Origin of the sequence: Gemmiger sp. An50, from assembly GCF_002161595.1 — a bacterium.
GTDB lineage: Bacteria > Bacillota > Clostridia > Oscillospirales > Ruminococcaceae > Allofournierella.
On the sequence record NZ_NFID01000010.1, the window covers coordinates 20725 to 45548 of the forward strand.

A 24824-nucleotide genomic window follows, 5' to 3' on the forward strand; every position below is an offset into this window, starting at 1 on the left:
GCTTTCTCCTGCCGGAGCGAAGCAATCGCATTCGCATCCGAATGATCCCAGGGAGGATTTATGGTATTAAAGGAACTAGAGATACAGGGCTTCAAAAGCTTCCCGGACCGCATCAAGATCCCCATTGACCGGGGCATCACCGCGGTGGTGGGGCCGAACGGTTCCGGCAAAAGCAACATCTCCGACGCCATCCGCTGGGTGCTGGGCGAGACCAGCAGCCGCCAGCTGCGCGGCGCGGGCAAGATGGAGGACGTGATCTTCGGCGGCACCCAGAGCCGCGGGGCCATGGGCTTTGCCAGCGTGAACCTGACGGTGGACAACTCCGACCGCCGCATCGACGTGAACGCCGACGAGGTGGTCATCGGCCGCAAATATTACCGCAGCGGCGAGAGCGAGTATTCCATCAACGGCCAGAACGTGCGCCTGAAGGACATCTACGAGCTTTTCCTGGACACCGGCCTCGGCCGGGACGGCTACTCCATCATCGGGCAGGGCCGTATCGCCGAGATCGTGGGCGCCAAAAGCGCCGAGCGCCGGGAGATTTTTGAGGAGGCCAGCGGCATCGCCCGCTACCGTTACCGCAAGAACGAGGCCGAGCGCCGCCTGGCCAGCGCCGAGGACAACCTGGAGCGCCTGCACGACATTCTGGACGAGCTGGAAAGCCGGGTGGGCCCCCTGGAAAAGGAGAGCGCCAAGGCCCAGCAATTCCTGGAGCTTTCCGCCCGCCGCAAGGAGCTGGAGGTCACCCTCTGGGTGGACAGCGTGAAAACCGCCAAGGAGACCGTGCGCGGCCAGCAGCGCCGCTACGAGACCGCCCAGGCGGACTACGACCGGATGACCGCCGAGATCGAGGCCATCGACACCTCCACCGAGGGCATCCGGGCCGAGATGAACCGGCTCACCATGGAGGTGGACCGGCTGAACGGCGAGATCCGCACCATCACCGAAGAGGTGGCGGGCAGCGACAGCCGCATCGCCGTGCTGAACAACGACATCCGCCACAACACCGAGACCATGGCGGACCTTTCCCGCCAGCTGGAGGAGAGCGGCGCCGGACGTGAGAGCTTTGCCGCCCAGATGCAGGAGCACCGGGCGGGCATCGAGACCATTCAGAAAACCATCGAACAGCTGGACGGCCAGATCCGGGAAAAGGAAGAGATGCTCCGGCGCATCCAGGCGGAAAACGCCGCCACCGGCGAGCGCCGGGGTCAGGTGACCGGGGTGCTGGCCGAGCTGACCGAGCGCCAGACCGCCGAAAAGGTGCGGGCCGCGGGCTGCGAAAGCACCGCCGCCACCGCCGCCCAGCGGCTGGAATCTTTGCAAAATGAACCCGCTTCCGGCCAGGGGCTGGAGGAGCTGGAGAGCGAGTTGGCCGACACCAGGACCTACTTAAACACCCTGGAAGAAAGCCTGACCCGGCTGGAAAATGTGAAAAATGGTCTGAACCTGAAGCTGTCCAGCCGGCAAAAGCAGCTGGAAGAAGCGGACGGCACCGCCGCCCAGCTGAACCGCCAGCTGGAGGCCTCCACCCAGCGCCTGCAGCTGCTGACCGACCTGGAACGGAACATGAACGGCTATCAGCACAGCGTCAAGACCGTGATGAAGGCCGCCCAGAACCACCGGCTGCGGGGCATCATCGGCCCGGTGAGCAGCATCCTCACGGTGCAGCCGGGCTACGAGGTGGCCATCGAGACCGCTCTGGGCTTTGCGCTGCAGAACATCGTGGTGGACGGCGAGACCGCCGCCAAGGCCGCCATGGCCTTTTTGCGCAACGAGCGGGCGGGCCGGGCCACCTTCCTGCCGCTGGACACTGTGAAGGGCAGCCACTTCGACGCCTCCCGCCTGACCGGCAGCGCCCGGGTGGCGTCCAGTCTGGTGGAATACGACCCCAAATACAACAACATTGTGGCCAACCTCTTGGGCCGCATCATCGTGGTGGACGAGATCGAGGAGGCCAGCCGGGTCGCCCGTGCGCTGGACTACCGCAACCGGATCGTCACCGCCGACGGTCAGGTCATCAACGCGGGCGGTTCCTTCACCGGTGGTAGCGTGAGCCAGTCCGCCGGTCTGTTCAGCCGCCGTCAGGAGATTGAGGATCTGCGCAAGAAGATCGGTTCTCTGCAAAACAAGCAGGGCCAGGCCCAGGCCGCGGCGGATAAGCTCAAGGCCGAGGTGGAAGCCCTGAATGCCCAGCTGACCGCCGCCTCCAGCGAGGCCATTACCGCGGGCGGCGATAAGATCCGGGCCGAGGGCGAGCTGCGCCGCATCGAAGCGGCCATCAGCCAGGCCCAGGCCGCCGCCCAGCTGCGCGCCGCCGAGTGCGAGCAGCTGAACGAGACCATCCGCCAGAGCCGCAGGGAGCTGGAGGAGGCCAAGGCCGAGGAGACTCGTCTGGGCCAGCAGATCGCCGCTCTGGAGGCGGAGCTGGCCGAGCTGGCCGGAAGCGACGACAGCTTCCTGGCCACCCGGGCCCGCCTGTCCGATGAGCTGAGCGAGACCCGCCTGTCCCGTCTGGCCGCCGAGAAGGACGTGAGCCTGCACGAGGCCTCCATCCGGGATCTGGAAAGCCGTCACGGCGAGAGCGGCCAGCGGGAGCTGGCTCTGCGGGAGAACATCGAACGGCTGAAAAAGGCCAACGAGGAGCACGAGCAGAGCATCCGCGCCATCCAGGAAGAAAAGGAAAAGAGCGCCGGACGCATCCGCGAAGCGGAGGAGGCTATCCGCAAGGCCGCCGAGGAACGGATGCAGAAGGAAGGCAGCATCAGCCGCGAGAGCCAGCGCCAGCGCGCGGTGAGCGACGAGCGGGAAAAGATGAGCCAGGAGATGGCCCGTCTGAACGAGCGCAAGGCTGCCGCCGAAAAGGAGTACGACGAGCTGATCGCCAAGCTGTGGGAGGAATACCAGCTGACCATGAGCGACGCGCAGCCCCTCTGCGTGCCCTTTGAAAGCGCCGCCGACCTGCGCCGCCAGGTGGCCGAGACCAGAGGCCGCATCCGCGCTCTGGGCAACGTGAACGTGGGCGCCATCGAGGAATACAAAGAGGTAAGCGAGCGCTATACCTTCCTGAAGAACCAGGTGCAGGACGTGGAGAAGAGCCGCGCCGAGCTGACGAGGATGATCGGGGAGCTGTCCGCTGAGATGCAGGACATCTTCACCCGCAGCTTTGCCGAGATCAACCGGAACTTCGGCCGCATCTTCACCGAGCTGTTCGGCGGCGGTACCGCCTGCCTCAAACTGGACGACGAGTTGAACGTGCTGGAAAGCGGCATCGAAATTCAGGTGTCGCCTCCGGGCAAGGTCATTAAAAACCTGGCCGCCCTGTCCGGCGGCGAGCAGGCGCTGGTGGCCATCAGCATCTACTTCGCCATTCTGGCGGTGAACCCGGCGCCCTTCTGTATCCTGGACGAGATCGAGGCCGCGCTGGACGACGTGAACGTGGCCCGTTACGCCCAGTATCTGCGCCGCATCACCGACCACACCCAGTTCATCGTCATCACCCACCGACGCGGCACCATGGAGGCTGCCGATGTGCTGTACGGTGTGACCATGCAGGAGGACGGTGTGTCCAAACTGCTGCGTCTGGACCTGGAACAGGTGGACGCGACGCTGGTTTCGTGATATAAAAGAAGAGTACTGTCCGCCCAAAAGCGGACGCAATCGAACCACAGGCCCGCCTTAGCCGGCGTGGCATAAGGAAACGAGGGGAAACATTATGGGACTTTTCAGCCGGAAGAAAAAGCTGGATGAAGGCCTGGCCAAGACCCGCAAGGGCTTCTTTGCCGGCATTCTGGACATGCTCAACGCGGGCGAGATCGACGACCATATGTACGAGGACCTGGAGGAGCAGCTGATCCTGGCCGACACCGGTGCCGACGAGGCGGTGCGGCTGGTGGAGGAGCTGCGCACCCGGGTGCGCAAGAACCACATCAAGACCGCGTCCGACGCGCTGGCCGCCCTGAAGGACATCATCACCGATGAGCTGGTGGCGGACGCCCCCATGGACATGAGCGGCAGGCCCGCCGTGATCCTGATGATCGGCGTGAACGGCGTGGGCAAGACCACCAGCATCGCCAAGCTGGCCAAGCTCTATAAGGATCAGGGCAAGCGGGTGATGCTGGCCGCGGGTGATACCTTCCGCGCCGCCGCCGCCGAGCAGCTGTGCATCTGGGCCGACCGGGTGGACGTGCCGGTGGTGCGCCACAGCGAGGGCGCCGACCCGGCCGCCGTGGTCTTCGACGCGGTGCAGTCCGCCGCCGCCCGCGGTTACGACATCGTGATCTGCGATACCGCCGGCCGCCTGCACAACAAGCAGAACCTGATGAACGAGCTGGGCAAGATCAGCCGCAGCGTGCACAAGGCCTGCGAGACCGCCAGCGTGGAGACCCTGCTGGTGCTGGATGCCATCACCGGCCAGAACGCCATCAACCAGGCTTCCCAGTTCATCAGCGCCGCCGGTGCCACCGGCATCGTGCTCACCAAGCTGGACGGCACCGCCAAGGGCGGCGCGGTCATCAGCGTGAAGCAGAAGCTGGGCCTGCCGGTGCGCTTTGTGGGCGTGGGCGAGGGAGTGGACGACCTGATGGAGTTCTCTCCTCACGATTTTGCCGACGCTCTGTTCGCCGAAAACTGATTCCGAGATCCCAAGAAGGAGGAAGCGCCGAGCATGCTCATCTGCGCAGCCACCGGCAACGCCGGTAAATTGAAAGAGATCCGCCGCATTCTGGAGGCTCAGGGCCATGAGGTCAAGAGCCAGAAGGAGCTGGGCATCACCCTGGAGCCGGAGGAGACCGGCACCACCTTTGCCGAGAATGCCCTCATCAAGGCAAAAGCCATCTGCGAGGCCAGCGGCCTGCCCACCCTGGCCGATGACTCCGGCCTGATGGTGGAGGCGCTGGGCGGCGCGCCCGGCGTCTACAGCGCCCGCTACTGCGGCCGCCATGGTGACGACGAGGCCAACAACGACAAGCTCCTGGCCGAGCTGGCCGGGGTGGAGGAGGGCAAGCGGGCGGCAAAGTTCGTGTCCGCCGTCTGCTTCTATCTGCCCGAGGGCCGCTCTGTCACCTATCTGGGCGAGTGCCCGGGCCGGGTGATCTTCGAGCGCCGGGGCACCAACGGCTTCGGCTACGACCCCCTGTTCGTGCCCGATGATGTGGGCCTGGCCGAGGGCGGCGTGCGCCCCAACACCGAGGGCCGCACCTACGCCGAGCTGGAGGCCATTGAAAAGGACGCCATCAGCCACCGGGGCAAAGCCATGGCCCTGCTGGACAAAAACCTGGCCGCCTTCCTGAACGAGGGCTGAGCCGCAAACCAATTTATTCTATAATATAAGGAGAACACTATGCTCACCAGTAAACAACGCGCCGCGCTGCGCGCCGCCGCCAACACCCTCGATCCGGTCTTCCAGGTCGGCAAGGGCGAGATCGACGAGATGCTCATCAAGTCCACCGCCGATTGCCTGGCAGCCCGGGAGCTGATCAAGATGAAGGTGCTGGAGACCAGCATGTACAACGCCAAGGAGGCCGCCGCCATTCTGGCCGAGGCCACCGGCGCCGACGTGGTGCAGGTCATCGGCTCCAAGTTCGTGCTGTTCTTGAAGAAAAAGAAGGAGTCCAAGTTTGAGGACATCCTGAAGGCCGCCCGCTGAGCGAGCCCGCAAAACAGCGCGAAAAACAGATTGTTTACAATTTGTTTGTAACTTATTTGAAATATCTGCCCGGCAAGCCTCGTTGTTTGAATGCATGGCCGGGCAGGATGGGGGAATGGTGCAATGAAACTGCTGTTGTTCGGGGGCACCTTTGACCCGCCCCACAACGGCCACATGCGGCTTTTGCAGAGTGCCATCGACGCGGTGCAGCCGGATAAGGTGATGGTCATGCCCGCGGGCGTCCCGCCCCACAAGGCGGCCAGCGCCACCCCGGCCAGCCTGCGGCTGACCATGTGCCAGTGCTTTGCACCGCTGCACCCGGATCTTGTGGTCTCGGACTGGGAGATCGGCCGCGGCGGCAAAAACTACACCATCGACACGGTGCGCATGCTGGAAGAACGCTACCCGGGCGCCGAGATCTTTCTCAGCGTGGGCAGCGATATGCTCACCACCTTCACCCAGTGGAGGGAATGGCAGAGCCTGCTGGAAAAAACCACCCTTGTGGTGCAGAGCCGCTACAGCGGTGACGGCGCGGACCTTGCGGCCGCGGCTCGTGAGCTGGAAGCGGCGGGCGGACGGGTGATCTTCGCCCACGCCCCGGTCCTGCAGGCGGCCTCCAGCGACGTGCGTGCCGGGAAGCTGGGCATGGATGCGCTGCCGCCCCTGGTGCAGCACATCTGCAAACAGTATCATTTATACGAAAAGAGCTGAGGACCCATGAACGCAAAAGAAGCGCAGAAGATGGTAAAGGAGTGCCTTTCCAAAAAGCGCTACACCCACACCATGAACGTGCGGGACGCGGCGGTGCATCTGGCCGAAAAGTACGGGGCCGACCCGGACAAGGCCGAGCTGGCCGCTCTGCTGCACGACGCGGTGAAGGAGCGCAGCCGGGAGGAATTGTTGCAGATATTGCGAAACAATGCTATAATGGCACAAAATGCCGAAAAAAGCCCCCCGCCGGTCTGGCACGGCATCTGTGCCGCCATCCTGGCCCAGACCGAATGGGGCGTCGCCGACCCGGAGATCGTCAGCGCCATCCGCTGCCATACCACCGGCAAGGCCGGCATGTCCAAGCTGGACAAGATCATTTATCTGAGCGATATGATCAGCGCCGAGCGGGACTACCCGGAGGTGTACGAGCTGCGCAGGCTCGCCGAGGAGGATCTGGACAAGGCCGTCTGCACGGCCGTGGAGAAGAACATTGGATGGATGAAGGAATGCGGCAAATCCATCGACCCCTTGTCGCTCGAGGCCCTGGAGGACCTGAAGCGCGGCATGCAAACCAGGGAGGATACCCATGAATGAACCCAAACAGCCCCGTAAACTGAACACCGGCTCCGCTTCGGGCCGTTCGTCCGCACCCAGCGGCTCCACCGGCCGCCGCATCAACCGCAGCGGTTCGCCCGCTTCCGGTTCAGGCCAGCAGCGCACGGTCTACCATGCCAGCGAGCAGCCCCGCCGTCAGGCCCAGCCTCAGCGTCAGGCCCAGCCTCAGCGGCAGGTCCAGCCGGCAGCGCACCGGGGCCAGCCCCGCCGCCGCCCGAAAAAGAAAAAGAGCCCGCTGAAAATTGCTCTGATCAGTCTGCTGACCCTGGTGGCCGTGGTCTGTGTGGGCCTGTTCGGCCTGTATCAGTGGGTGGTGCGCAGCATCAGCCCCGAAGGCGGTGCCCCCACCATCAATGAGCTGATCAACACCCCCAGCGAGTATAAGGGCGATGTTGTGAATATTCTGGTCTGCGGCATCGACAAGGATGAGACCCGCAACTACGGCGGTGATTCCAGCTCCAACGACGGTATGACCGACATGATCATGTATGTGAACTTCAATGTGAAGGAAAAGAAGATCAACATGCTGCAGATCCCCCGCGACACCTATCCCGGCGAGGAGTACAATCACGGCAACACCGGCAAGATCAACGCGGTGGCCCTGCACAACGAGGGCGGCATCACCGATCTGGCAAAGCTCATCAGCGAGCAGTACAAGCTGCCCATCGACTATTATGTGACCATCGATATGCAGTCTTTGAAGGAGATCGTGGATCACTTCGGCGGCATCGAGGTGTACATCCCTCAGGATATGTCCTACAAGGGCAGCACTCTGGAGCAGGGCTACCGCAACCTGGACGGCGAGGCCGCCGAGTTTTTCGTGCGCAACCGCAACTACGCCCAGGCGGACATCGCCCGCCTGGATATGCAGCGCTACTTCTATCAGGGCCTGTTCGCTCGCATCCGCACCGCAAATGTGTGGGACATTGCCAAGCTGACTCCGGTGGCGCTCAAGTACATCACCACCGATATTCCCGGCGATGTGCTGGTCAGCCTGGGCGTGAGCTTCCTGCAGGTGGACAGTTCCAATATCATGATGTGCAAGTTGCCCACCTACTCCGCCGCCCAGCGCTACAACAAACAGACCCATTTGATCTGCGATGTGGCCAAGACCACCGACCTGCTCAACCAGTACTTCCGCACCTACGGGGAACCTGTGTCTGAGTTGAACGTCCCCACCTTGGCCACCGTGGGCGAGTCCACCGACCCCAACGTGCAGTATATGGGCCAATTGGATACCGAGGCCGAGGGCGCACAGGCCGGCGGCTGAGTCCCGCAACATCAAGAACAGCAGCCGGCGACAGACCGGCGAAAGGAGAAACAATAAATGGAAAGCTTGCAGCTTGCAACCAGCATCGCCAAGGTGCTGGATACCAAAAAAGCCGCGAACGTAAAGGTACTGAAGGTGCGGGATCTGACCGTGCTCACCGATTACTTTGTGATCGCCAACGGTACTTCCACCACCCACGTGAAGAGCCTGGCCGAGGAAGTGGAATTCCAGCTGGAGCAGCAGGGTGTGAAGACCCTGCGCACCGAGGGCTACGATGCCAAGAACTGGATCCTGCTGGACTACGGCACCGTGATCGTTCACGTGTTCTACCCCCAGGCCCGGGAGTTCTATGACCTGGAGCACCTGTGGGCGGATGCTGAGGAGTGCGACATCCAGTTCGACGCACCCGAGAGCGGCGCGGAGGAATAAATCAAACGGAACGCCGTCCTGTGCTTTTTGCGCGGGGCGGCCATGAGCCAGTTTTCCACGGTGGGACAAGCCTGCGGTGGAAAACTGGCTGTCGCCGTTTTATTTTAAAGGGGCATATCGCTCAAATTTTGGTTGGAGTTGATAAAGGTGAAATACGATTTCAAAGCCATTGAGAAAAAATGGCAGAAAGTCTGGGCGGACGAAAAGACCTTCGCCGCCAAGATCGACCACGCAAAACCCAAATTCTACGCTCTGGTAGAGTTCCCGTACCCCAGCGGTCAGGGCCTGCACGTGGGCCATCCCCGCAGCTACACCGCGCTGGACATCGTGGCCCGCAAAAAGCGGCTGGCCGGCTACAATGTGTTGTACCCCATGGGCTGGGATGCCTTCGGCCTGCCCACCGAAAACTTCGCCATGAAGAACCACATCCATCCCGAGATCGTGACCAAGAACAACGTGGCCCGCTTCAAGAGCCAGCTGCAGGCGCTGGGCCTGTCCTTTGACTGGGACCGCGAGATCAACACCACCGATCCCAGCTACTACAAGTGGACCCAGTGGATCTTCCTGCAGCTGTACAAGCACGGTCTGGCCTATAAGAAGGAAATGAGCGTGAACTGGTGCACCAGCTGTAAGGTGGTGCTGGCCAACGAAGAGGTTGTAAACGGCTGCTGCGAGCGCTGCGGCGGCGAAGTGGTCCACAAGGTCAAGAGCCAGTGGATGCTGAAGATCACCGAATATGCCGACCGTCTGATCGACGATCTGGACGGCCTGGACTTCATCGAGCGCGTTGCCACCCAGCAGAAGAACTGGATCGGCCGCTCCACCGGTGCCGAGGTGAACTTCACCACTACCACCGGCGACACCCTGACCGTGTACACCACCCGCTGCGACACCCTGTTCGGAGCCACCTACATGGTGGTCAGCCCCGAGCATGCCCTGGTGAACCAGTGGCTGGACAACGGCACCATCCAGAATGCCGAGGCCGTGCGCGCCTACCAGGCCGAGGCCGCCCGCAAGAGCGACTTCGAGCGTACCGAGCTGAACAAGGAAAAGACCGGAGTCAAGCTGGAGGGCGTGATGGGCATCAACCCGGTGAACGGCAAGGAGATCCCCATCTTCATTTCCGACTACGTGCTGGCCACCTACGGCACCGGCGCCATCATGGCCGTGCCCGCCCACGACACCCGCGACTACGAGTTCGCCAAGGTGTTCGGCCTGCCCATCGTTGAGGTAGTTAAGGGCCAGGGCGAGAGCAACCTGGAAAAGGAAGCCTTCACCGACGTTGCCACCGGCACCCTGGTGAACAGCGGCTTCCTGGACGGCCTGAGCGTGGAAGACGCCAAGAAAAAGATGATCGAGTGGCTGGAGAGCGAGGGCAAGGGTCACGCCAAGGTGAACTTCAAGCTGCGTGACTGGGTGTTCAGCCGTCAGCGTTACTGGGGCGAGCCCATCCCCATGGTCTACTGTGAGAAGTGCGGCTGGCAGCCCATCCCCGAGAGCGAGCTGCCCCTGAAGCTGCCCGAGATCAGCGACTTCGAGCCCGGCGAGGGCGGCGAGAGCCCGCTGGCCCGTCACACTGAGTGGGTCAACACCACCTGCCCCTGCTGCGGCGGCCCCGCCAAGCGCGAGACCGACACCATGCCTCAGTGGGCCGGTTCCTCCTGGTACTTCCTGCGTTATATGGACCCCCACTGCGACACCGCTCCCGTGAGCAAGGAGGCCGTGGAATACTGGGGTCCTGTGGACTGGTACAACGGCGGCATGGAGCACACCACCCTGCACCTGCTGTACAGCCGCTTCTGGCATAAGTTCCTGTACGACATCGGCGTGGTTCCCACCAAGGAGCCCTACGCCAAGCGCACCAGCCATGGCATGATCCTGGGCGAGAACGGCGAGAAGATGTCCAAGAGCCGCGGCAACGTCATCAACCCGGACGACGTGGTGAACGAGTACGGCGCCGACACCCTGCGTCTGTACGAGATGTTCATCGGCGACTTCGAGAAGGCCGCTCCCTGGTCCACCAAGGGCATCAAGGGCTGCAAGCGCTTCCTGGACCGTCTGTGGGGCCTGGGCGAGATGATCGTTCCCGGCGAGGGCTACCGTCCCGAGCTGGAGACCGCCTTCCACAAGACCATCAAGAAGGTGGGCGAGGACATCGAGGTGCTCAAGCACAACACCGCAATCGCCTCCATGATGAGCCTGCTGAACGATTTGTACGCCGCCGGCGGCGTTACCAAGGACGAGCTGCGCACCCTGCTGATCCTGGTCAACCCCTTTGCTCCCCACATCACCGAGGAGATGTGGCAGCAGCAGGGCTTTGAGGGCCAGATCGCTCACGCCCAGTGGCCTGCCTATGACGAGGCCAAGTGCGTGGAAAGCACCGTGGAGGTGCTGGTGCAGCTGAACGGCAAGCCCAAGGCCCGCCTGAACCTGGCTTCCGGCCTGGATAAGGACGCCACCCTGGCTGCTGTGAAGGCGGACGCCTCCGTGGCCGCTCTGCTGGAGGGCAAGACCATCGTGAAGGAGATCGCCGTACCCGGCAAGCTGGTCAACCTGGTGGTCAAATAAGCAAAGCTGTTGACGATTTGTGGTTGAAGACCAAAAAACGGTCTTCAACCGCAGAAAGTTTTGAATTTGCACAAGATTTTAGTTGACAGAACTAACTGTGGCATAGTATAATCGATATGTTGAATACCCTAATTTTGGGTTATGCAACGAAACTCCTGCCTCAGGTCCAAGGGAGGGAAAAATAGATGTCGGAAATTCGTGTCAAGGACAACGAGTCGCTGGAGAGCGCGCTGCGTCGTTTTAAGCGTTCTTGCGCCCGCAGCGGTGTGCTTGCCGAGGTTCGCAAGCGTGAAGCTTACGAGAAGCCCTCTGTGCGCCGCAAGAAGAAGTCCGAAGCTGCCCGCAAGCGCAAGTTCAAGTAATTGCGGTTAGCCGGAACAAAGGCTGAAATGCGTGCAAACGCCCGAGCGGGTCCCCTGGGGGCCCGCTCATTTTTTATCAATTTTTTCCGGGGCATCGGCCCCGCTTTTATGGGAGAAGCGCTATGTTCATCACACCGGAGTATCTTTTTTCCGGCGCGGCGGCCATCACGCCGGAATTTTTGAAGGAGAAGGGCATCACCGCCCTGGTGCTGGATGTGGACAACACCCTCACCGGCCACGACAGCCAGCAGCTGCCCGAAGCGATCCGCGACTGGCTGGACCGGATGCGGGCAGCGGGCATTCAGCTGGCCATCGCCAGCAACAACAACGAGGAGCGGGTGCGGCCCTTTGCCCAGTCCATCGGGCTGGATTATGTGGCCATGAGCTGCAAGCCGCTCACCTTCGGTCTGGCCCGGGCCCGCAAAAAGTTCGGAGTACCCCGGCGGCAGATGGCCATTGTGGGCGACCAGCTGTTCACCGACCGGCTGGCCGGAACGCTGTACGGCATTCCGGCTTTGGTGGTGCAGCCCATGTATGAGGATTTCAAAAAGGGCATTCGCTTCAAACGCAGGCTGGAAAAGCCCTTTCTGGCCCGCTATTTCAAAAAGGGAGGGAAGCTGCTGTGAGCATCTTATTCGGAACCGCCGGCACAAGCCAGAGCTTTGCCGAGCAGGGGTATAAAAACAGCGTGCAGGTGCCGGAATACACCGCGAAAATGGGCCTGGACGCCTTTGAGTATCAGTGCGGCCGGGGCGTGCGCATCAAGGAGGAGCTTGCGGCCAAGATCCGCGCCCAGGCGGCGGTGCACGGCATCTACTTCAGCCTGCACGCCCCTTACTACATCTCTATGAGCAGCCTGGAGGAGGAGAAGCGCCTGAACAGCGTGGACTACATCCTGCAGAGCGCGGCGGCCATCCGGGCGCTGGGCGGCCAGCGGGTGATCTTCCACTCCGGCAGCTGCGGCAAGCAGAGCCGGGAAGCTGCTCTGGAAAAGGCGCTGGACACCATGCACCGTATCGTGGCAGCGATGGACGAGGCCGGTTTCTCCGACATCGTGCTCTGCCCCGAGACCATGGGCAAGGTGGGCCAGCTGGGCACCCTGGACGAGGTGCTGGCACTGTGCGGGGTGGACAAGCGCATCACCCCCTGCATCGACTTCGGCCACCTGAACGCCCGGGACCAGGGTTCCATCAAGACCAAGGCGGACTACGCCGCCCTCCTGGACCGGATGGGCGAGGTGTTGGGCGACGACCGGGCCAGCCATTTCCATGTGCACTTCAGCAAGATCGAATACACCACCGGCGGCGAAAAGCAGCATCTGACCTTCGCCGACACCGTCTACGGGCCGGACTTCGAGCCGCTGCTGGAGCTGTGCTATGAGCGGGGGCTGTCTCCGGTGATCATCTGCGAGTCCGCCGGTACCCAGGCGGAGGACGCCGCCACCATGAAGCGGTATTACCAGAGCCTGGGCAAGTGAGCCCCGGGTCTGCCCCGGGCCCTTGAAAAGGGCAAGAAAGGGCTTGAAAAATAGCCGTTTCTGGGGTAGAATAATAACAGATATGTCAGTGAATGCCCGCGCCGCATCGCTGCCGTGCAGCAGCAGGCAGCCAGGCCGCGGCGCTGGCAGCGCAAGGCCGGTTTGGCCGGGCCAGAATAAATTTTAATTGGAGGATCATTTATGATTTCTGCAGGCGATTTTCGCAATGGCGTAACTTTTGAAGAGAACGGCAACGTGCTCCAGGTTGTGGAGTTCCAGCATGTTAAGCCCGGTAAGGGCGCTGCCTTCGTGCGCACCAAGACCAAGAACGTGATCACCGGTGCCGTGACCGAGAAGAGCTACAACCCCAGTGACAAGTTCCCCACCGCCTTCATCGAGCGCCGTGAGATGCAGTACCTGTACGAGGACGGCGGCCTGTACTACTTCATGGACACCGAGACCTACGAGCAGATCCCCCTGAACGAGCATGATCTGTCCGACTCCTTCAAGTTCGTGAAGGAGAACGAGATGGTTAAGATCCTGAGCTACAAGGGCAACGTGTTCGGCCTGGAGGCTCCCAACTTTGTAGTGCTGCAGGTCACCGAGACCGAGCCCGGCTTCAAGGGCAACACTGCCACCAACACCCTGAAGCCCGCTAAGCTGGAGACCGGCGCCGAGATCCGCGTGCCTCTGTTCATCAACGAGGGCGACATGATCCGTGTGGACACCCGCACCGGCGAATACATGGAGCGCGCCTGATTTTAGGCTTGACCCTGAACGCATTCACCTGGGCGGCGGCTTTGCCGCCGCCCAGGTTTTGTTTTACCTTGTGTGAGCGCCGCGCTGCCGGTTTTCGGGGGCGAGGGCGTGGTCATAAAAATGTTTGATACTTCTTCAAAGGAGGAATGAACAATGGAACTGAAAGAGCGTGCTGCATACCTGAAGGGCCTGATGGAGGGTCTGGAGATCGGCGACAGCAAGGAAGGCAAGGTCCTGAAGGCCATGTACGACCTGCTGGAGGATCTGTGCGACACCGTGGCCGATATGGACGACGACCTGGACCAGGTCTACGATGAGCTGGACGCCATGGACGAGGATATGGACGACCTGGAAGAAGCCGTGTTCGGTGACGACGAGGACGAGGACGAAGAAGAGGAAGACGACGAGGACGAGGAAGTGGAAGCCGAGTACGAGCTGACCTGCCCCAACTGCGGCGCAGTGACCGTCGTTGACGAGGATACCCTGCTGAACGAGCAGGTTTGCTGCGGCAACTGCGGCGCCGAGTTCGAGATCGAATTCAGCGAGTGCGGCGAGGACTGCGAGTGCGAGGAATGCACCGAGGAGAACGAGTAATCCTCTGATTGCTCCCTGCACCAAACAGAAAAGAAAGCGGCGGATGGCAATTGCCATCCGCCGCTTTTTTGCGCTAAAAACGATTTTTCCTTTTGGAATGTTCCATCCTGGATGAAAGTGAAAAAACGATAGAAAGGCCATTTATCGGGCGGATTTGGCCCGCTCCATGGCCGAGAGCTCCGGCATCACGGTGCAGCGCATTGTGATGTAGCAGGCAAGGCCGCCGATCAGGTTGGAGATGGGCTCGGCCAGGAACACACCGTTTACCCCCAGTCCGCCCACATGGGGCAGCAGCAGGGTGAGGGGCACCACGATGATCGCCTTGCGCAGCATCGAGAAGAAGATGGCAAGCTTTGCCTTGTTCAGCGATTTGAACACGCTCTGGCCGGAGAATTGAAAGGCCATCATCACAAAGCCGAAGAAGTAGATGTGCAGCGAGGGCACCGCGATGGCCAGCAGCTCCGGGTCCGGATTGAAGATGCGGATGAAGGTCTCCGGGAACAGAGAGATGAAACCCCAGATCAGCAGGGTGTATCCGAAGCCCAGCTGGGTCATGAAGCGGATGGCCGCCCGCACCCGGTCCGCCATCCGGGCCCCGTAGTTGTAGCTGATGACCGGCGAAGCGCCGTCCGCAAGGGCCAGCACCGGCGTCTGGGCGAGCTGCCGCACCGAGTTGATCACCGTCATCACGCTGATGTACAGATCCCCGCCGAAGGCACTCAGGGTGGAGTTGCAGGCCACCTGGACCAGGCTGTCGGTGAAGCCCATCACGAAGCTGGAGGTGCCCAGCGCCAGAATGCGCTTGATGATGGCCGCATCCGGCCGGAATCCCTTCAGCACCAGCCGCAGTTCCGCCTTCGAGCCGGTGAGAAAGGCCATCACCCACACCGCCGAAAGCAGCTGGGAAAGCACAGTGGCAATGGCGGCGCCCCGCACGCCCAGCCCCAGGCCGAAAATCAGGATGGGGTCCAGAATGATGTTGGCCACCGCGCCCAGCAGCACGGTGAGCATGCCGGTGCGGGCAAAGCCCTGGCTGTTGATGTAGGGGTTCATTCCCAGCGAGGTCATCACGAACACGGTGCCCAGCAGATAGATGGTCATGTACTGGGCCGCGTAGGGGTAGGTGTCGCCGCTGGCGCCGAATAAGTAAAGCAGCGGTTTGTGAAATACAATGCCAATAAGGGTAAGCGCCGCCCCGCTGACCATCAGCATGAACCAGGCGTTGGCCATAATGGTCCGGGCGCTTTTCAGGTCCTTCTGGCCCCGGGCGATGGAGCACAGCGGCGCGCCGCCCACGCCGAACAGGTTGGCAAAGGCGGTGATCAGGGTGATGAGGGGAAAGCACAGCCCCAGCCCGGCCAGTGCCAGCGTGCCCTGACCGGGAATTTTGCCGATGTAGATCCGGTCCACGATGTTGTACAAAAGGTTCAGCACCTGGGCCACCAGCATGGGCGCCGCCACCGCAAGAACGCTGCGGCGCACGTTGGGGCCGGAAAAATCCACCTGGCCGCCCCCGGCGGTCCGGTGAAAATGAGGAAATGACATTTTGCTGCATCCATCCTTTCCTGCTGGGTATGCGTCTGCACGGCGCAAATGGCAACAAAACAGCGCACTGTTCCGGGCATGGAACAGTGCGCATCGTTTTGCAGTAAATGGCGTTTACTTTTTGGCGGGCGCTTCCTTCAAAGCGCGCTCCAGCCACATGGAGCCGACCTCCAGAGCGGTGTACAGGCCGGTCTTGCTGCTCTGCTTGACCACCCGCTCGGGCAGGGGCTTGGAAGCGTCGGTGCTCATGAGCATCACATGGATCTTATCGGCCATCTTCATGCCGTTTTCTTCCTTTTCGGTGAGAATCTGCATAAAAAGCACAAAGGGATCAGCCAGGCTGCCGTAGTAGATCTCGTTGCCGCAGCGCACCAAAGGCTTGCCCTTGTAGGTCAGTTTCGGGGTATATGCCATTGTAAAAACCCTCCAGTCGGTTGATATATATTATTTTTATTATACCATAAACGACTCGGAAAAACAACGGCGCGCCGCCTTACAGGTCCAGCTTGCCCCGTTCAATCTTTTCCTCGTTCAGAGCGACCTTCTGCGCCAGGCTTTTCAGCTTGGAATCCATCTGGCTGATCCGCACCGACATGAAGAACTGCTTGATGAGCAGCAGAAAGATGATGGCAAGATACACCACGTTGATCTCGCTCACGAAGCCGAAGCGGCGGGCCACCCAGGTGGTGATCTCCGGGAACAGGCTCAAAAACAAAAGGCAGGCGGAGAACAGCAGCCAGAAGATGGAGTCCTCGATCTGGACCTTGGCATGACGGACCCGGCGAAGGATGAACAGGGTGGTGCACAGGCTGCCGCAGATCAGAAGTGCGCGCAGCGCGAGGGGAAGCAGTGGGGACATGGCGTTCAGTCTCTCCTTTCCGGGTAATAGAAGGTAACGGGTTCCCGTTTGCGGAACCACTGGATCAGCAGGATAGAAAGGCCCATCTTGAGCATGTATTCCACCGAGCGGGCGAAGTTCAGATAGCTGGTGCCGGTGAGCCGTTCGCCCATCTCCACCTGGATCTCCCGCACCACCGCGCCGTTCTTGATCAGATAGCTGATGGTGTCCGGCTCGGGGCCGTAGTTCAGGTTCAGCGAGAATTCCTCCACCATGCGGCGGTTGAACATCCGCATACCGCTGGTGGGGTCGCAGATGGCCTGGCCGGTGGTCAGGCGGATGGCCCAGCTGATCAGGTAGCTGCCCAGCATCCGCAGGCTCTTGGGCTTTTTCACGGTAAGGAACCGGCTGCCGATCACGATGTCGGCCCCGTTTTCCAGCTCATCCAGCATGGGCTGGATGAATTCCGGTTTGTGCTGGCCGTCCGCGTCGAACTGCAGTGCGCAGTCGTAGCCGTTTTCGGCGGCGTAGCGCAGCCCGGTCTGGAAGGCCCCGGCCAGCCCCAGGTTCACCGGCAGATCGATCAGCCGGAAACCGTGCTGGCGGCAGAGCGCGGCGGTGCGGTCACGGCTGCCGTCGTTCACCACCACATAGTCGTATTGGGGGTAACGGGCCACCAGCTCGTTCACCACATGAACGATGTTGCCCTCCTCGTTGTAGGCGGGAATCACGATCAATAGCTTGGACATAAGCGTTCAATTTCCTTTGCAGTCAGGTTGTTGCGCCCCGGCAAGCCGCAGAAGCTCGCGGGTCACGGCCTCCCAGGTGAAGTGCTCCTCCAGCCGGGCGGCGGTCTTTTGGGCTGCGGCAGCGCCCCAGCCGCCGTCAGACAGGCAGCGTTTCAGCGCGGCGGTCAGCGCATCGGGGTCCACCCCGTCCAGCTGGATGCCGTAGCTTTCGTCCGGCAGCAGCTCGTCGCTGCCGCCGGTGCGGGTGGTCAGGATGGGGCAGCCGCAGGCGGCAGCCTCCAGAAATGTGGTGGGGAAGCCCTCGGCATAATAGGTGGGCAGGCAGTACAGCTGAGCCTGGGCCAGCAGCTGCATGGCCTGGGCGTAGGGGACCGAGCCCGCCAGATGCACCTTCGGCGGGCAGTTCTCCCGCAGCTTTGCCAGCAGGGGTCCGTCGCCCGCCACCACCAGGCTACACCCGGGCAGACTGGCCCGGGCAAAAGCCTCAATCAGCTCGGCCACGCCCTTTTCCGGGATCACCCGGCCCAGAAAGACCACCAGCTTTTCGCCGGCATCAAGGCCCAGCCGGGCACGCCAGTTCACCGCGTCCGGCGCACAGGCCAGCGCCCGCACCTCGGCGGGGTCCACCGCGTTGTACAGCTGGCCCTCCGGCCGGATACCGAAATGCTCCAGCCAGCGGCACACCGCCCGGCTCACCCCGTAAAAGCGGGGGCGGCAGGCCTTCAGGTAAGCGGCGGCCAGATGCTCATAGCAGGCACCGGCGGCGTTCAGCAGCGGATTGCCCATGGGCAGGTGGCCGGTGGAGTGGTCCACCACGATGGCGGGAATGTTCCGCTTTCTGCACTGGCGGGCCGCATACAGGCTGCTGATGTAAAAGCGGGTGTTGATGACACAGAAGCCGATGGGCTCGGCCCACAGGTGCTTTGCCAGCGTCCGGAATGCCCGCCCCGGTTTCAGCACCGGGAAGCGGCCGTTCATCAGCGGCCAGACCGGCAGCCGGTAGATACGGATGCCGTGTTCGTCGGTCTCAAAATCCGGCAGGCCGGGCAGGGCGCTGGTCACCACGATGGCGGTGTGCCCCGCGGCCGCCACACGGCGCGCCAGATTGAAGGTGTAGCGCTCCACCCCGCCCACGGTGGGCAGGTACTGGGCGGAGAAAAAACAGATGGTCACGAAGCGAACCTCCCGTGCGCGGCGTGCGTTACGCCCCGCGCTTTTTGTAAACGAATTCCCGCTGGATCTGGAAGCTGATGAAGAACAGGAACACGTCCACGAAAATCTTGATCACCAGCTCGGAGAAGCCGCCGGTCAAGGCGTACAGCAGGCTGACCAGCCCGGCGGAGCAGGCCATCTGCACCACCGCCAGCAAAAAGTATTTGCCCGCGGCCATGCCGTGGTGCTCCCGGCTCTTGAAGACCAGCTTGTAGTTCAACAGGTAGTTGTAGGTGGCCGAGATCACCCGGGCGCAGACGGTGGCCAGGGTGATGTACAGAGTGCCCTGTACAAAAGAGTGCAGCAGCATGCAGAACAGGCTGAACAGCACCAGGTCCACCACGCTGGAGGAGATGGAGGAGAACAAAAATTTGCCGAACACCGCATAGATGCGGGCGGAGTCCCGCAAGGGATTGAAATGGCTGGTCTTGTTTTCCTCGATGTATACCGTCTCGATGGGTACCTCCACGATGGGTACCCCGGCCTCCTTGGTGTCGATGAGCATGTTGGACTCGAACTCGAACCGCTCGCCGCCGGAATGCATCAGGGTCTTCATGAAGGAGGTGGGAACGGCCCGCAGGCCGGTCTGGGTGTCGGTGATGGCAAGGCCCACCAAGAGCTTGAACATGAAACGGGTGCACTTGTTGCCGAAGCTGGAACGCAGCGGCACGTCCTTCTCGTCGAAGTTGCGGCAGCCCAGAATCAAAGCGTCCGGTCGTTCGGTGAGGGCCTTCATCACCTTGAGGATGCACTCCGGGGTGTGCTGGCCGTCGGAATCGGCGGTCACACAGCCGGGAGCCTCCGGCCAGGTGTTCAGGCAGTGGTTGAAGGCGGTCTTGAGCGCGCGCCCTTTGCCCAGATTCACCGCGTGGCGCAGCACCGCGCAGCCCCAGCGGGCCTGTGCTTCTTCAAAGAAATGGGCGTAGGCGGGGCCGCTGCCGTCGTCCACCAGGACGATGTTTTGGATGCCCGCCTCGTGCAGCTGCTCCAGCAGACGGGGCAGCTTTTCATCCGGCTCCAGCGAGGGGATGATCAGGGGAATTTGCTTGTAATCCATCAAATATCGTACTCCTTAACGGATGGCGTATGGCCTTTAACGGGCCAGAATGGAAAGAAAAGCATTCAGAAGGACCAGAAGGTCCACCAGAGTCACCGCGTAGACCAGGCCGCGGGTGCAGTCGGTCTGCAGCAGCAGGCGCTTGGGCCGGGCCAGCAGCAGCAGGCTCAGCACCGGCAGGAAGTAACGGCCCTGCAGACCGTAGATGGTGGTGTAATAGGTGGGCGTCCAGGAGATGCAGCCCAGCACCGCCAGGCCGCAGCAGGCAAGCCCGATCAGCAGGCAGAGGGCCTTGGCCCAGACCGGCAGCTCAAAGCCGGGCTGCAGCCAGGCCAGCACCAGCAGGATCATCAGGGCGGCCACCCAGGTCCAGGCGATCTGTACGCCCGGGTCAAAGTAGCTCAGGGTTCCGCCGATCAGCGTTTTCACATAATGGTCGCCGTTTTCCACCACCGAGCGGATGGCCAGCTCCAGGGTGTCCAGCGGATGGGAGAGGATGTAGGGCAGGGTGTAGCAGACGCTGTCGTCCTGCACCGGGGCCTCTTCCGTTTGCGGGGCGGCGGTTTCCTCGCTGCTCTCCGGCGCGGAGGCTGTGCTCTGTGCGGAACTTTCCGGCGCGCTTGGGGCCGGTGCCGTAATTTCAGAGGAAACGCTGGAGGAGGCCGCGCCCGCCGCCACCTGGGTGCTGCCGCTCACAAAGTCGTTCAAAATCACCTGACCACCGGCGCTGAAGAAAAAGACTGCCAGGCACAGGGCTAGGAACCCGCCCTTGACCGCCTTGGAATAGCGGCCCAGCCGGGCGGCGGGAATCAGAAAGACCAGCAGCGCCAGCGGGAAATACACGATCTTGGAGGGCACGATCAGCAGCCCGGCCAGCGCGGGCAGGATCAGCTGTTTCCAGCCGATGTTTTCCCGGGGACCAAAGGCCAGGTCCAGCACCAGGGCGGCAAACAGAAGGCAGAGCGCCAGCAGGTTGGAGTCCCGGCTGTAGGAGGCGGCCAGATGCAGCGTCATGGGCAGCAGCGCCACCGCGGCGAATACCGCCTTGGCCACCGGGGTACGCTTCACCGCCCAGGCCGCCAGGAAGGCGAAGAATACAAGGTTTGCAAGCCTGCCCAAAAACAGGGTGGGGATGAAGCCCAGCCGGAGCAAAAAGCCCGCCAGAACCCCGAAGGCGCTGATCCAGTACATGGTGTAGCTGGAATCCACCTGATATTCGTCGTAGTCCTGGGTGTGGGTGAAGGGGTCGGAATTGGTGGTAAGCAGATTCTTGGCAATGTGCTGCCAGGTGAATACCGTGGTCTCGCCGTCCTGCACGATCACGTCCACATCCGAGGGGCGGCGCAGGCTGCTGTGAATTTGGCTTTGGGCCACCGGCAGATAGGGATTGTAGATGGTGGAGGCCAGGGTGAAGCTCTGGTTGATGTGAAACTGCTCATCCGGTGCGGAGTAAGGGGGCAGAACCATGCTGAACAGGATGCCCAGCACCAGCACGAAGCAGAAGACCATCCGGTGCAGGGGACATTTCTGCCCGGTGAACAGCCACCACCCGGCCCCGATGAGAATCAGCGCCAGCAGGGCAATGACCCAGTAGAACTTGGTCACGAAGCCGCCGATCTGGGCATATACGCCCAGGATGGCCAGCATGCCCTCGGTGGCCTCACCGTTCACGGTCAGGCCCAGGCCCGCCTCGTTGGGGGTGGGGGTGTAGCCCACGAGCAGACGGCCCTCGCCGGTGTAGTGAGCGGTCAGACTCACCCGGTAATGGCGTTCGCCCGCCTCGGTCAGCTCCACCGGCTGGGAAAGCCCCAGCGTGGTGTAGTAGGCTTCGGTGGTGTCCAGAATGTTGCTCATGTCGCCTTCACTGGTGGCCAGAACCTCGCCGGTATCCAGATCGGTGAGGGTGAGCTCCAGCACTCCGGCGGGGCCTTCGTCGCCCGCCTTCTGCACCTTGAAGGCAAAACCCATGTACAGCAGGTCCCGGTCACAGACGAAATCCTGGGTCACGGTGTCGTCGATGAGGGCGAACTCGCTGAACTGGTCGTTGATCATCCAGCTGCGGCTCTTTTCGCCGTTGCCCCGCACCTGGGTGAGCCAGACGCAGGCAAAGATGAAAAAGGCCACAGCCAGCAGCACCGCGCCGCCCAGCAGGCGGCGGTGGCGCTTGATTTGCGTGAGAAGTTTTTCCATAGGGAAACCCTTTCCGGTTGAATTATTTGCCCGCCTGGCCGTAGTAGGCGCCCGGGCCGTGCTTGCGCAGGTAGTGCTTGTCCAGCAGGTAGCCGTCCACCGGCTGCGCGCCCAGCATAAGGCTGTGGTAGGCCATCATGGCCACCTCTTCCAGAATGATGGCGTTTTCCACCGCACTGGCGGCATCCCTGCCCCAGGTGAAGGGGCCGTGGGCCTTCACCAGCCCGGCGGGAATGGCTTCGTAATGCTCCGCGCAGGCGGCGGCCAGCACCAGGCCGGTGTTGGTCTCGTAGTCGCCCTCGATCTGCTCCTTGGTCAGGGCAGGGGCGCAGGGCACCGGGCCGTAGAAGGTGTCGGCATGGGTGGTGCCCAGGGCCGGAATTTCCCGCCCGGCCTGGGCGAAAATGGTTGCCCACCGGCTGTGGGTGTGCACCACGCCGCCGATGGAGGGAAACGCCCGGTACAGCTCCAGATGGGTCTTGGTGTCCGACGAGGGGCGCAGCTCGCCCTCCGCCACGCTGCCGTCCGAAAGGCGCACCACCACCATGTCCTCCGGGCGCAGGGTGTCGTAGTCCACGCCGGAGGGCTTGATGGCAAAGACTCCGGCATCCCGGTCCACCTGGCTGGCATTGCCCCAGGTGGCAAGGCAGAGGTTCGCCTTGGGCAGGGCCAGGTTGGCGGCCCAGGCCGCCTGCTTCAGCGCTTCATACATGGGCTCACACCCCCGCGCCGAAGGCCTGGTTCACCGCCTGCTCGAACAGGCCCGCATCCTTCAGAAGCTTTTCCACCGCGCCGCGCACCGCGCCCTCGCCACCCTTCTGGGGGCAGACGTAATGGGCGATGGCCTTCACCTCGGGGGCAGCGTCGGCGGGGCAGGCCACGAAGCCGCACAGCTTCATGGCCGCCATGTCGTTCCAGTCGTCGCCCACATAGGCAACCTCCTGGCCGTTCAGGCCCTGCTGCGCCAGAAAATCGGTCAGATAGGCCGCCTTGTTCTTGCAGTTCTGCACGCAGTAGTCCAGGTGCAGCTCGGCGGCCCGGCGGCGCACCGGCTCGCTTTCCCGGCCGGTGAGAATCATCACCTTGATGCCGGCGGTGCGGGCGATCACAAGGCCCGCGCCGTCCTTTACGGAAAATTTCTTGGTCTCGTTGCCGGTGGAATCCAGATACAGCCCCCCGTCGGTGAGGGTGCCGTCCACATCCAGCACAAGCAGCTTGGTCTGCATGGGCATGTTACTCCTTTTCGTAATAGCTGGGGGTCACGAAGCGCACGCGCAGCTCCTGAGCCCGGATGGCCTCGGCCATGGCGTGGTTGTAGTCCGCGCCCCGCAGGGTGTGGTTCTTCATGCGGGGGTCACAGTAGTTGTCGCCCGCGGGGCCGTAGCCGTCGGCGCCGGCGATGGCAGCCTCGTCCACGCCCAGCTCCGCCAGAAGATGCAGCAGCATGATCAGGCTGTTGGCGCCCTTGTCGAAGGCCCCGGCCAGGCTGTTGTAATCCAGCCGGTAATCCGCTTCGCCCTGCAGGTTGCTGGTGGCGATCACCGCGCAGGGGCAGTTTTCCAGCTTTTCAAAGCGCTTGCCGTTGGTGAAGAAGGCGAAATCCGCCTTGTAGTGCTCCGGCACAAAGTTGGCGCTGATGACGACGGGGGCGTTCTCGGCGATGTAGGCCTCGATGGCCTGCCGGTGGGTGTCCAGCGTCTGGCCGGGGGCCAGGGCCAGGATCTTCCGGCCTGCCAGCAGCTCTTTCAGCTTGGCCCGGTCGGCCGCGTCGTCCAGGGCGCTGCCCTTGTACTGGGCATACAGCTCGTCCGCGTAGGCGGCATCAAAGGCGGTCTTCTTCTCGGGAGCGATGCGGCTCAGAATGTGGTTGATGTCCCGGTTGGACAGATCGCCCTTGCCCAGCAGATGCTCGGCGTAGTTGCGGTGCAGGTTGTACCGGGCGGACAGGAAATAGGGCGGGGAGTAACCCCAGGGCTCCTTTTCCCGGATGGGCATGATCTGATCCTGGATGGCATCCAGCATGCAGTCGATGTCGTACTGCTTGCCGAAGTTCAGGTTCAGGTAATCGGCGATCAGCTCGATGCACAGGTTGCCGGGGGTGCGGCCCATGCCCAGAAGGCTGGCGTCCACGATCACGTCCCGGTTCAGATGCTTGTTCACAAAGCTCTGGGCCAGGCTGGAGCTGAGGGCCATGTTCTCGTGCAGGTGCAGGCCCAGGGTGATGTCCTTGGCCAGGTTGTTGTCCACAAGGCTCACGATGCGGTCCAGGTCCTGCTGGCGCATGCTGCCGAAGGTGTCCACGATGGAGAAGGCGTAGGGGTGCAGCTTGTTCACCTGCTCCACCAGCCAGAGCACGCCCGCGTCCGAGTAGCCCATGATGTTGATGGGGTTGCAGCTGATCTTGTAGCCCTTGTCCTGGGCCTTTTTGCAGAAGGCCAGACCCTCCTCAATGTCGTAGTCGTGGAAGGTGACCCGGATCAGGTCGATGCCGGTGCCGTCCCAGGGCTCCAGCTTGTCGATGTCGTAGAAGTTGTGCAGGGCCATGCCGCTGAACATCACGTTTTTCCGGTCGGCGGGCAGGATCTTCTTCAGCTCGGCCACCGTGTTCCAGCGGGTGCAGTCCGGGTCATAGTCCACGTTGCGCAGAAAGCCCACCTCCACGATGTCGGTGCCCGCCTTCACCAGGCTGCGCACGATGTCGCGGATGTTCTCATAGCCAAAGCGCCATTCGTTGATGTAACCGCCGTCCCGCAGGGTGCAGTCCAGAAGTTTGAGGGTATGCATAAAGCAGCTCCTTTCCGGCA

Annotated in this window: 24 protein-coding genes; 14 read left to right on the forward strand and 10 right to left on the reverse strand. The window is 62.2% G+C overall.

What is annotated here, in order from left to right; genetic code table 11:
* Positions 1-60 precede the first annotated feature (60 nt).
* The 14 genes from smc (at position 61) to B5G03_RS09965 (ending at position 14429) form a co-directional block, all read left to right on the forward strand.
* Complete coding sequence (gene smc / locus B5G03_RS09900; protein WP_087181544.1) at positions 61-3618, forward strand: chromosome segregation protein SMC; 3558 nt, start codon at positions 61-63, stop codon at positions 3616-3618.
* A gap of 94 nt (positions 3619-3712) precedes the next feature.
* Positions 3713-4630 (forward strand): signal recognition particle-docking protein FtsY, encoded by a 918-nt coding sequence (gene ftsY / locus B5G03_RS09905; protein WP_087181545.1) that lies wholly within the window; start codon positions 3713-3715, stop codon positions 4628-4630.
* Between the two features lie 33 nt (positions 4631-4663).
* The gene (gene rdgB / locus B5G03_RS09910; RefSeq protein WP_087181546.1) at positions 4664-5299 is read left to right on the forward strand and encodes an RdgB/HAM1 family non-canonical purine NTP pyrophosphatase; all 636 of its coding nucleotides are present in this window, start codon (positions 4664-4666) and stop codon (positions 5297-5299) included.
* Positions 5300-5338: 39 nt separating this feature from the next.
* The gene (locus B5G03_RS09915; protein ID WP_087181547.1) at positions 5339-5644 is read left to right on the forward strand and encodes a YhbY family RNA-binding protein; all 306 of its coding nucleotides are present in this window, start codon (positions 5339-5341) and stop codon (positions 5642-5644) included.
* Between the two features lie 123 nt (positions 5645-5767).
* On the forward strand, positions 5768-6355 hold the full coding sequence (nadD, locus tag B5G03_RS09920) for a nicotinate (nicotinamide) nucleotide adenylyltransferase (protein ID WP_162613384.1): 588 nt from the start codon (positions 5768-5770) through the stop codon (positions 6353-6355).
* Between the two features lie 6 nt (positions 6356-6361).
* Positions 6362-6949, forward strand: coding sequence for a bis(5'-nucleosyl)-tetraphosphatase (symmetrical) YqeK (gene yqeK, locus B5G03_RS09925; RefSeq protein ID WP_087181549.1), 588 nt, complete (start codon positions 6362-6364; stop codon positions 6947-6949).
* On the forward strand, positions 6942-8240 hold the full coding sequence (locus tag B5G03_RS09930; protein WP_087181550.1) for an LCP family protein: 1299 nt from the start codon (positions 6942-6944) through the stop codon (positions 8238-8240). Before yqeK ends, B5G03_RS09930 begins: the two co-directional genes overlap by 8 nt.
* Positions 8241-8297: 57 nt before the next feature.
* The gene (rsfS, locus tag B5G03_RS09935) at positions 8298-8669 is read left to right on the forward strand and encodes a ribosome silencing factor (RefSeq protein WP_087181551.1); all 372 of its coding nucleotides are present in this window, start codon (positions 8298-8300) and stop codon (positions 8667-8669) included.
* Positions 8670-8816: 147 nt separating this feature from the next.
* Positions 8817-11237, forward strand: coding sequence for a leucine--tRNA ligase (leuS, locus tag B5G03_RS09940; protein ID WP_087181650.1), 2421 nt, complete (start codon positions 8817-8819; stop codon positions 11235-11237).
* A gap of 185 nt (positions 11238-11422) precedes the next feature.
* Positions 11423-11599, forward strand: a complete 177-nt coding sequence (gene rpsU, locus B5G03_RS09945) for a 30S ribosomal protein S21 (protein WP_058963227.1) — start codon at positions 11423-11425, stop codon at positions 11597-11599.
* A gap of 122 nt (positions 11600-11721) precedes the next feature.
* Complete coding sequence (locus B5G03_RS09950; protein WP_087181552.1) at positions 11722-12225, forward strand: YqeG family HAD IIIA-type phosphatase; 504 nt, start codon at positions 11722-11724, stop codon at positions 12223-12225.
* A complete protein-coding gene (locus B5G03_RS09955; protein ID WP_087181553.1) occupies positions 12222-13076 on the forward strand; it encodes a TIM barrel protein in 855 nt (284 codons plus the stop codon). Before B5G03_RS09950 ends, B5G03_RS09955 begins: the two co-directional genes overlap by 4 nt.
* Positions 13077-13277: 201 nt before the next feature.
* Positions 13278-13835, forward strand: coding sequence for an elongation factor P (gene efp, locus B5G03_RS09960; protein WP_058963230.1), 558 nt, complete (start codon positions 13278-13280; stop codon positions 13833-13835).
* 153 nt (positions 13836-13988) lie between these two features.
* Positions 13989-14429 carry a CD1247 N-terminal domain-containing protein gene (locus B5G03_RS09965; protein ID WP_087181554.1) on the forward strand — a complete coding sequence of 147 codons (441 nt, stop codon included), beginning with the start codon at positions 13989-13991 and terminating at the stop codon, positions 14427-14429.
* Positions 14430-14570: 141 nt separating this feature from the next.
* Here the strand turns inward: B5G03_RS09965 and B5G03_RS09970 are convergent, their stop codons facing one another.
* The 10 genes from B5G03_RS09970 to B5G03_RS10015 all read right to left on the reverse strand — a co-directional run bounded on the left by B5G03_RS09970 (position 14571) and on the right by B5G03_RS10015 (position 24804).
* Positions 14571-15974: an MATE family efflux transporter gene (locus B5G03_RS09970; RefSeq protein ID WP_087181555.1), complete on the reverse strand. Its 1404-nt coding sequence runs from the start codon at positions 15972-15974 to the stop codon at positions 14571-14573.
* 114 nt (positions 15975-16088) lie between these two features.
* The gene (locus tag B5G03_RS09975) at positions 16089-16388 is read right to left on the reverse strand and encodes a hypothetical protein (RefSeq protein ID WP_087181556.1); all 300 of its coding nucleotides are present in this window, start codon (positions 16386-16388) and stop codon (positions 16089-16091) included.
* 79 nt (positions 16389-16467) lie between these two features.
* Positions 16468-16833: a DUF2304 domain-containing protein gene (locus B5G03_RS09980; protein ID WP_087181557.1), complete on the reverse strand. Its 366-nt coding sequence runs from the start codon at positions 16831-16833 to the stop codon at positions 16468-16470.
* A gap of 5 nt (positions 16834-16838) precedes the next feature.
* A complete protein-coding gene (locus B5G03_RS09985; RefSeq protein WP_087181558.1) occupies positions 16839-17561 on the reverse strand; it encodes a glycosyltransferase family 2 protein in 723 nt (240 codons plus the stop codon).
* Between the two features lie 6 nt (positions 17562-17567).
* Positions 17568-18734 (reverse strand): glycosyltransferase family 4 protein, encoded by a 1167-nt coding sequence (locus B5G03_RS09990; RefSeq protein WP_087181559.1) that lies wholly within the window; start codon positions 18732-18734, stop codon positions 17568-17570.
* Positions 18735-18762: 28 nt separating this feature from the next.
* Entirely contained in the window at positions 18763-19830 is a 1068-nt protein-coding gene (locus B5G03_RS09995) for a bifunctional glycosyltransferase family 2/GtrA family protein (RefSeq protein WP_206423618.1), read from the reverse strand.
* A 36-nt stretch (positions 19831-19866) separates the two neighbouring features.
* A complete protein-coding gene (locus tag B5G03_RS10000; RefSeq protein WP_087181561.1) occupies positions 19867-22020 on the reverse strand; it encodes a DUF2142 domain-containing protein in 2154 nt (717 codons plus the stop codon).
* Between the two features lie 22 nt (positions 22021-22042).
* Positions 22043-22732 (reverse strand): L-ribulose-5-phosphate 4-epimerase AraD, encoded by a 690-nt coding sequence (gene araD, locus B5G03_RS10005; protein ID WP_087181562.1) that lies wholly within the window; start codon positions 22730-22732, stop codon positions 22043-22045.
* Between the two features lie 4 nt (positions 22733-22736).
* A complete protein-coding gene (locus B5G03_RS10010) occupies positions 22737-23246 on the reverse strand; it encodes a KdsC family phosphatase (RefSeq protein ID WP_242962396.1) in 510 nt (169 codons plus the stop codon).
* A 7-nt stretch (positions 23247-23253) separates the two neighbouring features.
* Positions 23254-24804, reverse strand: coding sequence for an aldolase catalytic domain-containing protein (locus B5G03_RS10015; protein ID WP_087181564.1), 1551 nt, complete (start codon positions 24802-24804; stop codon positions 23254-23256).
* Between the last annotated feature and the right edge of the window lie 20 nt (positions 24805-24824).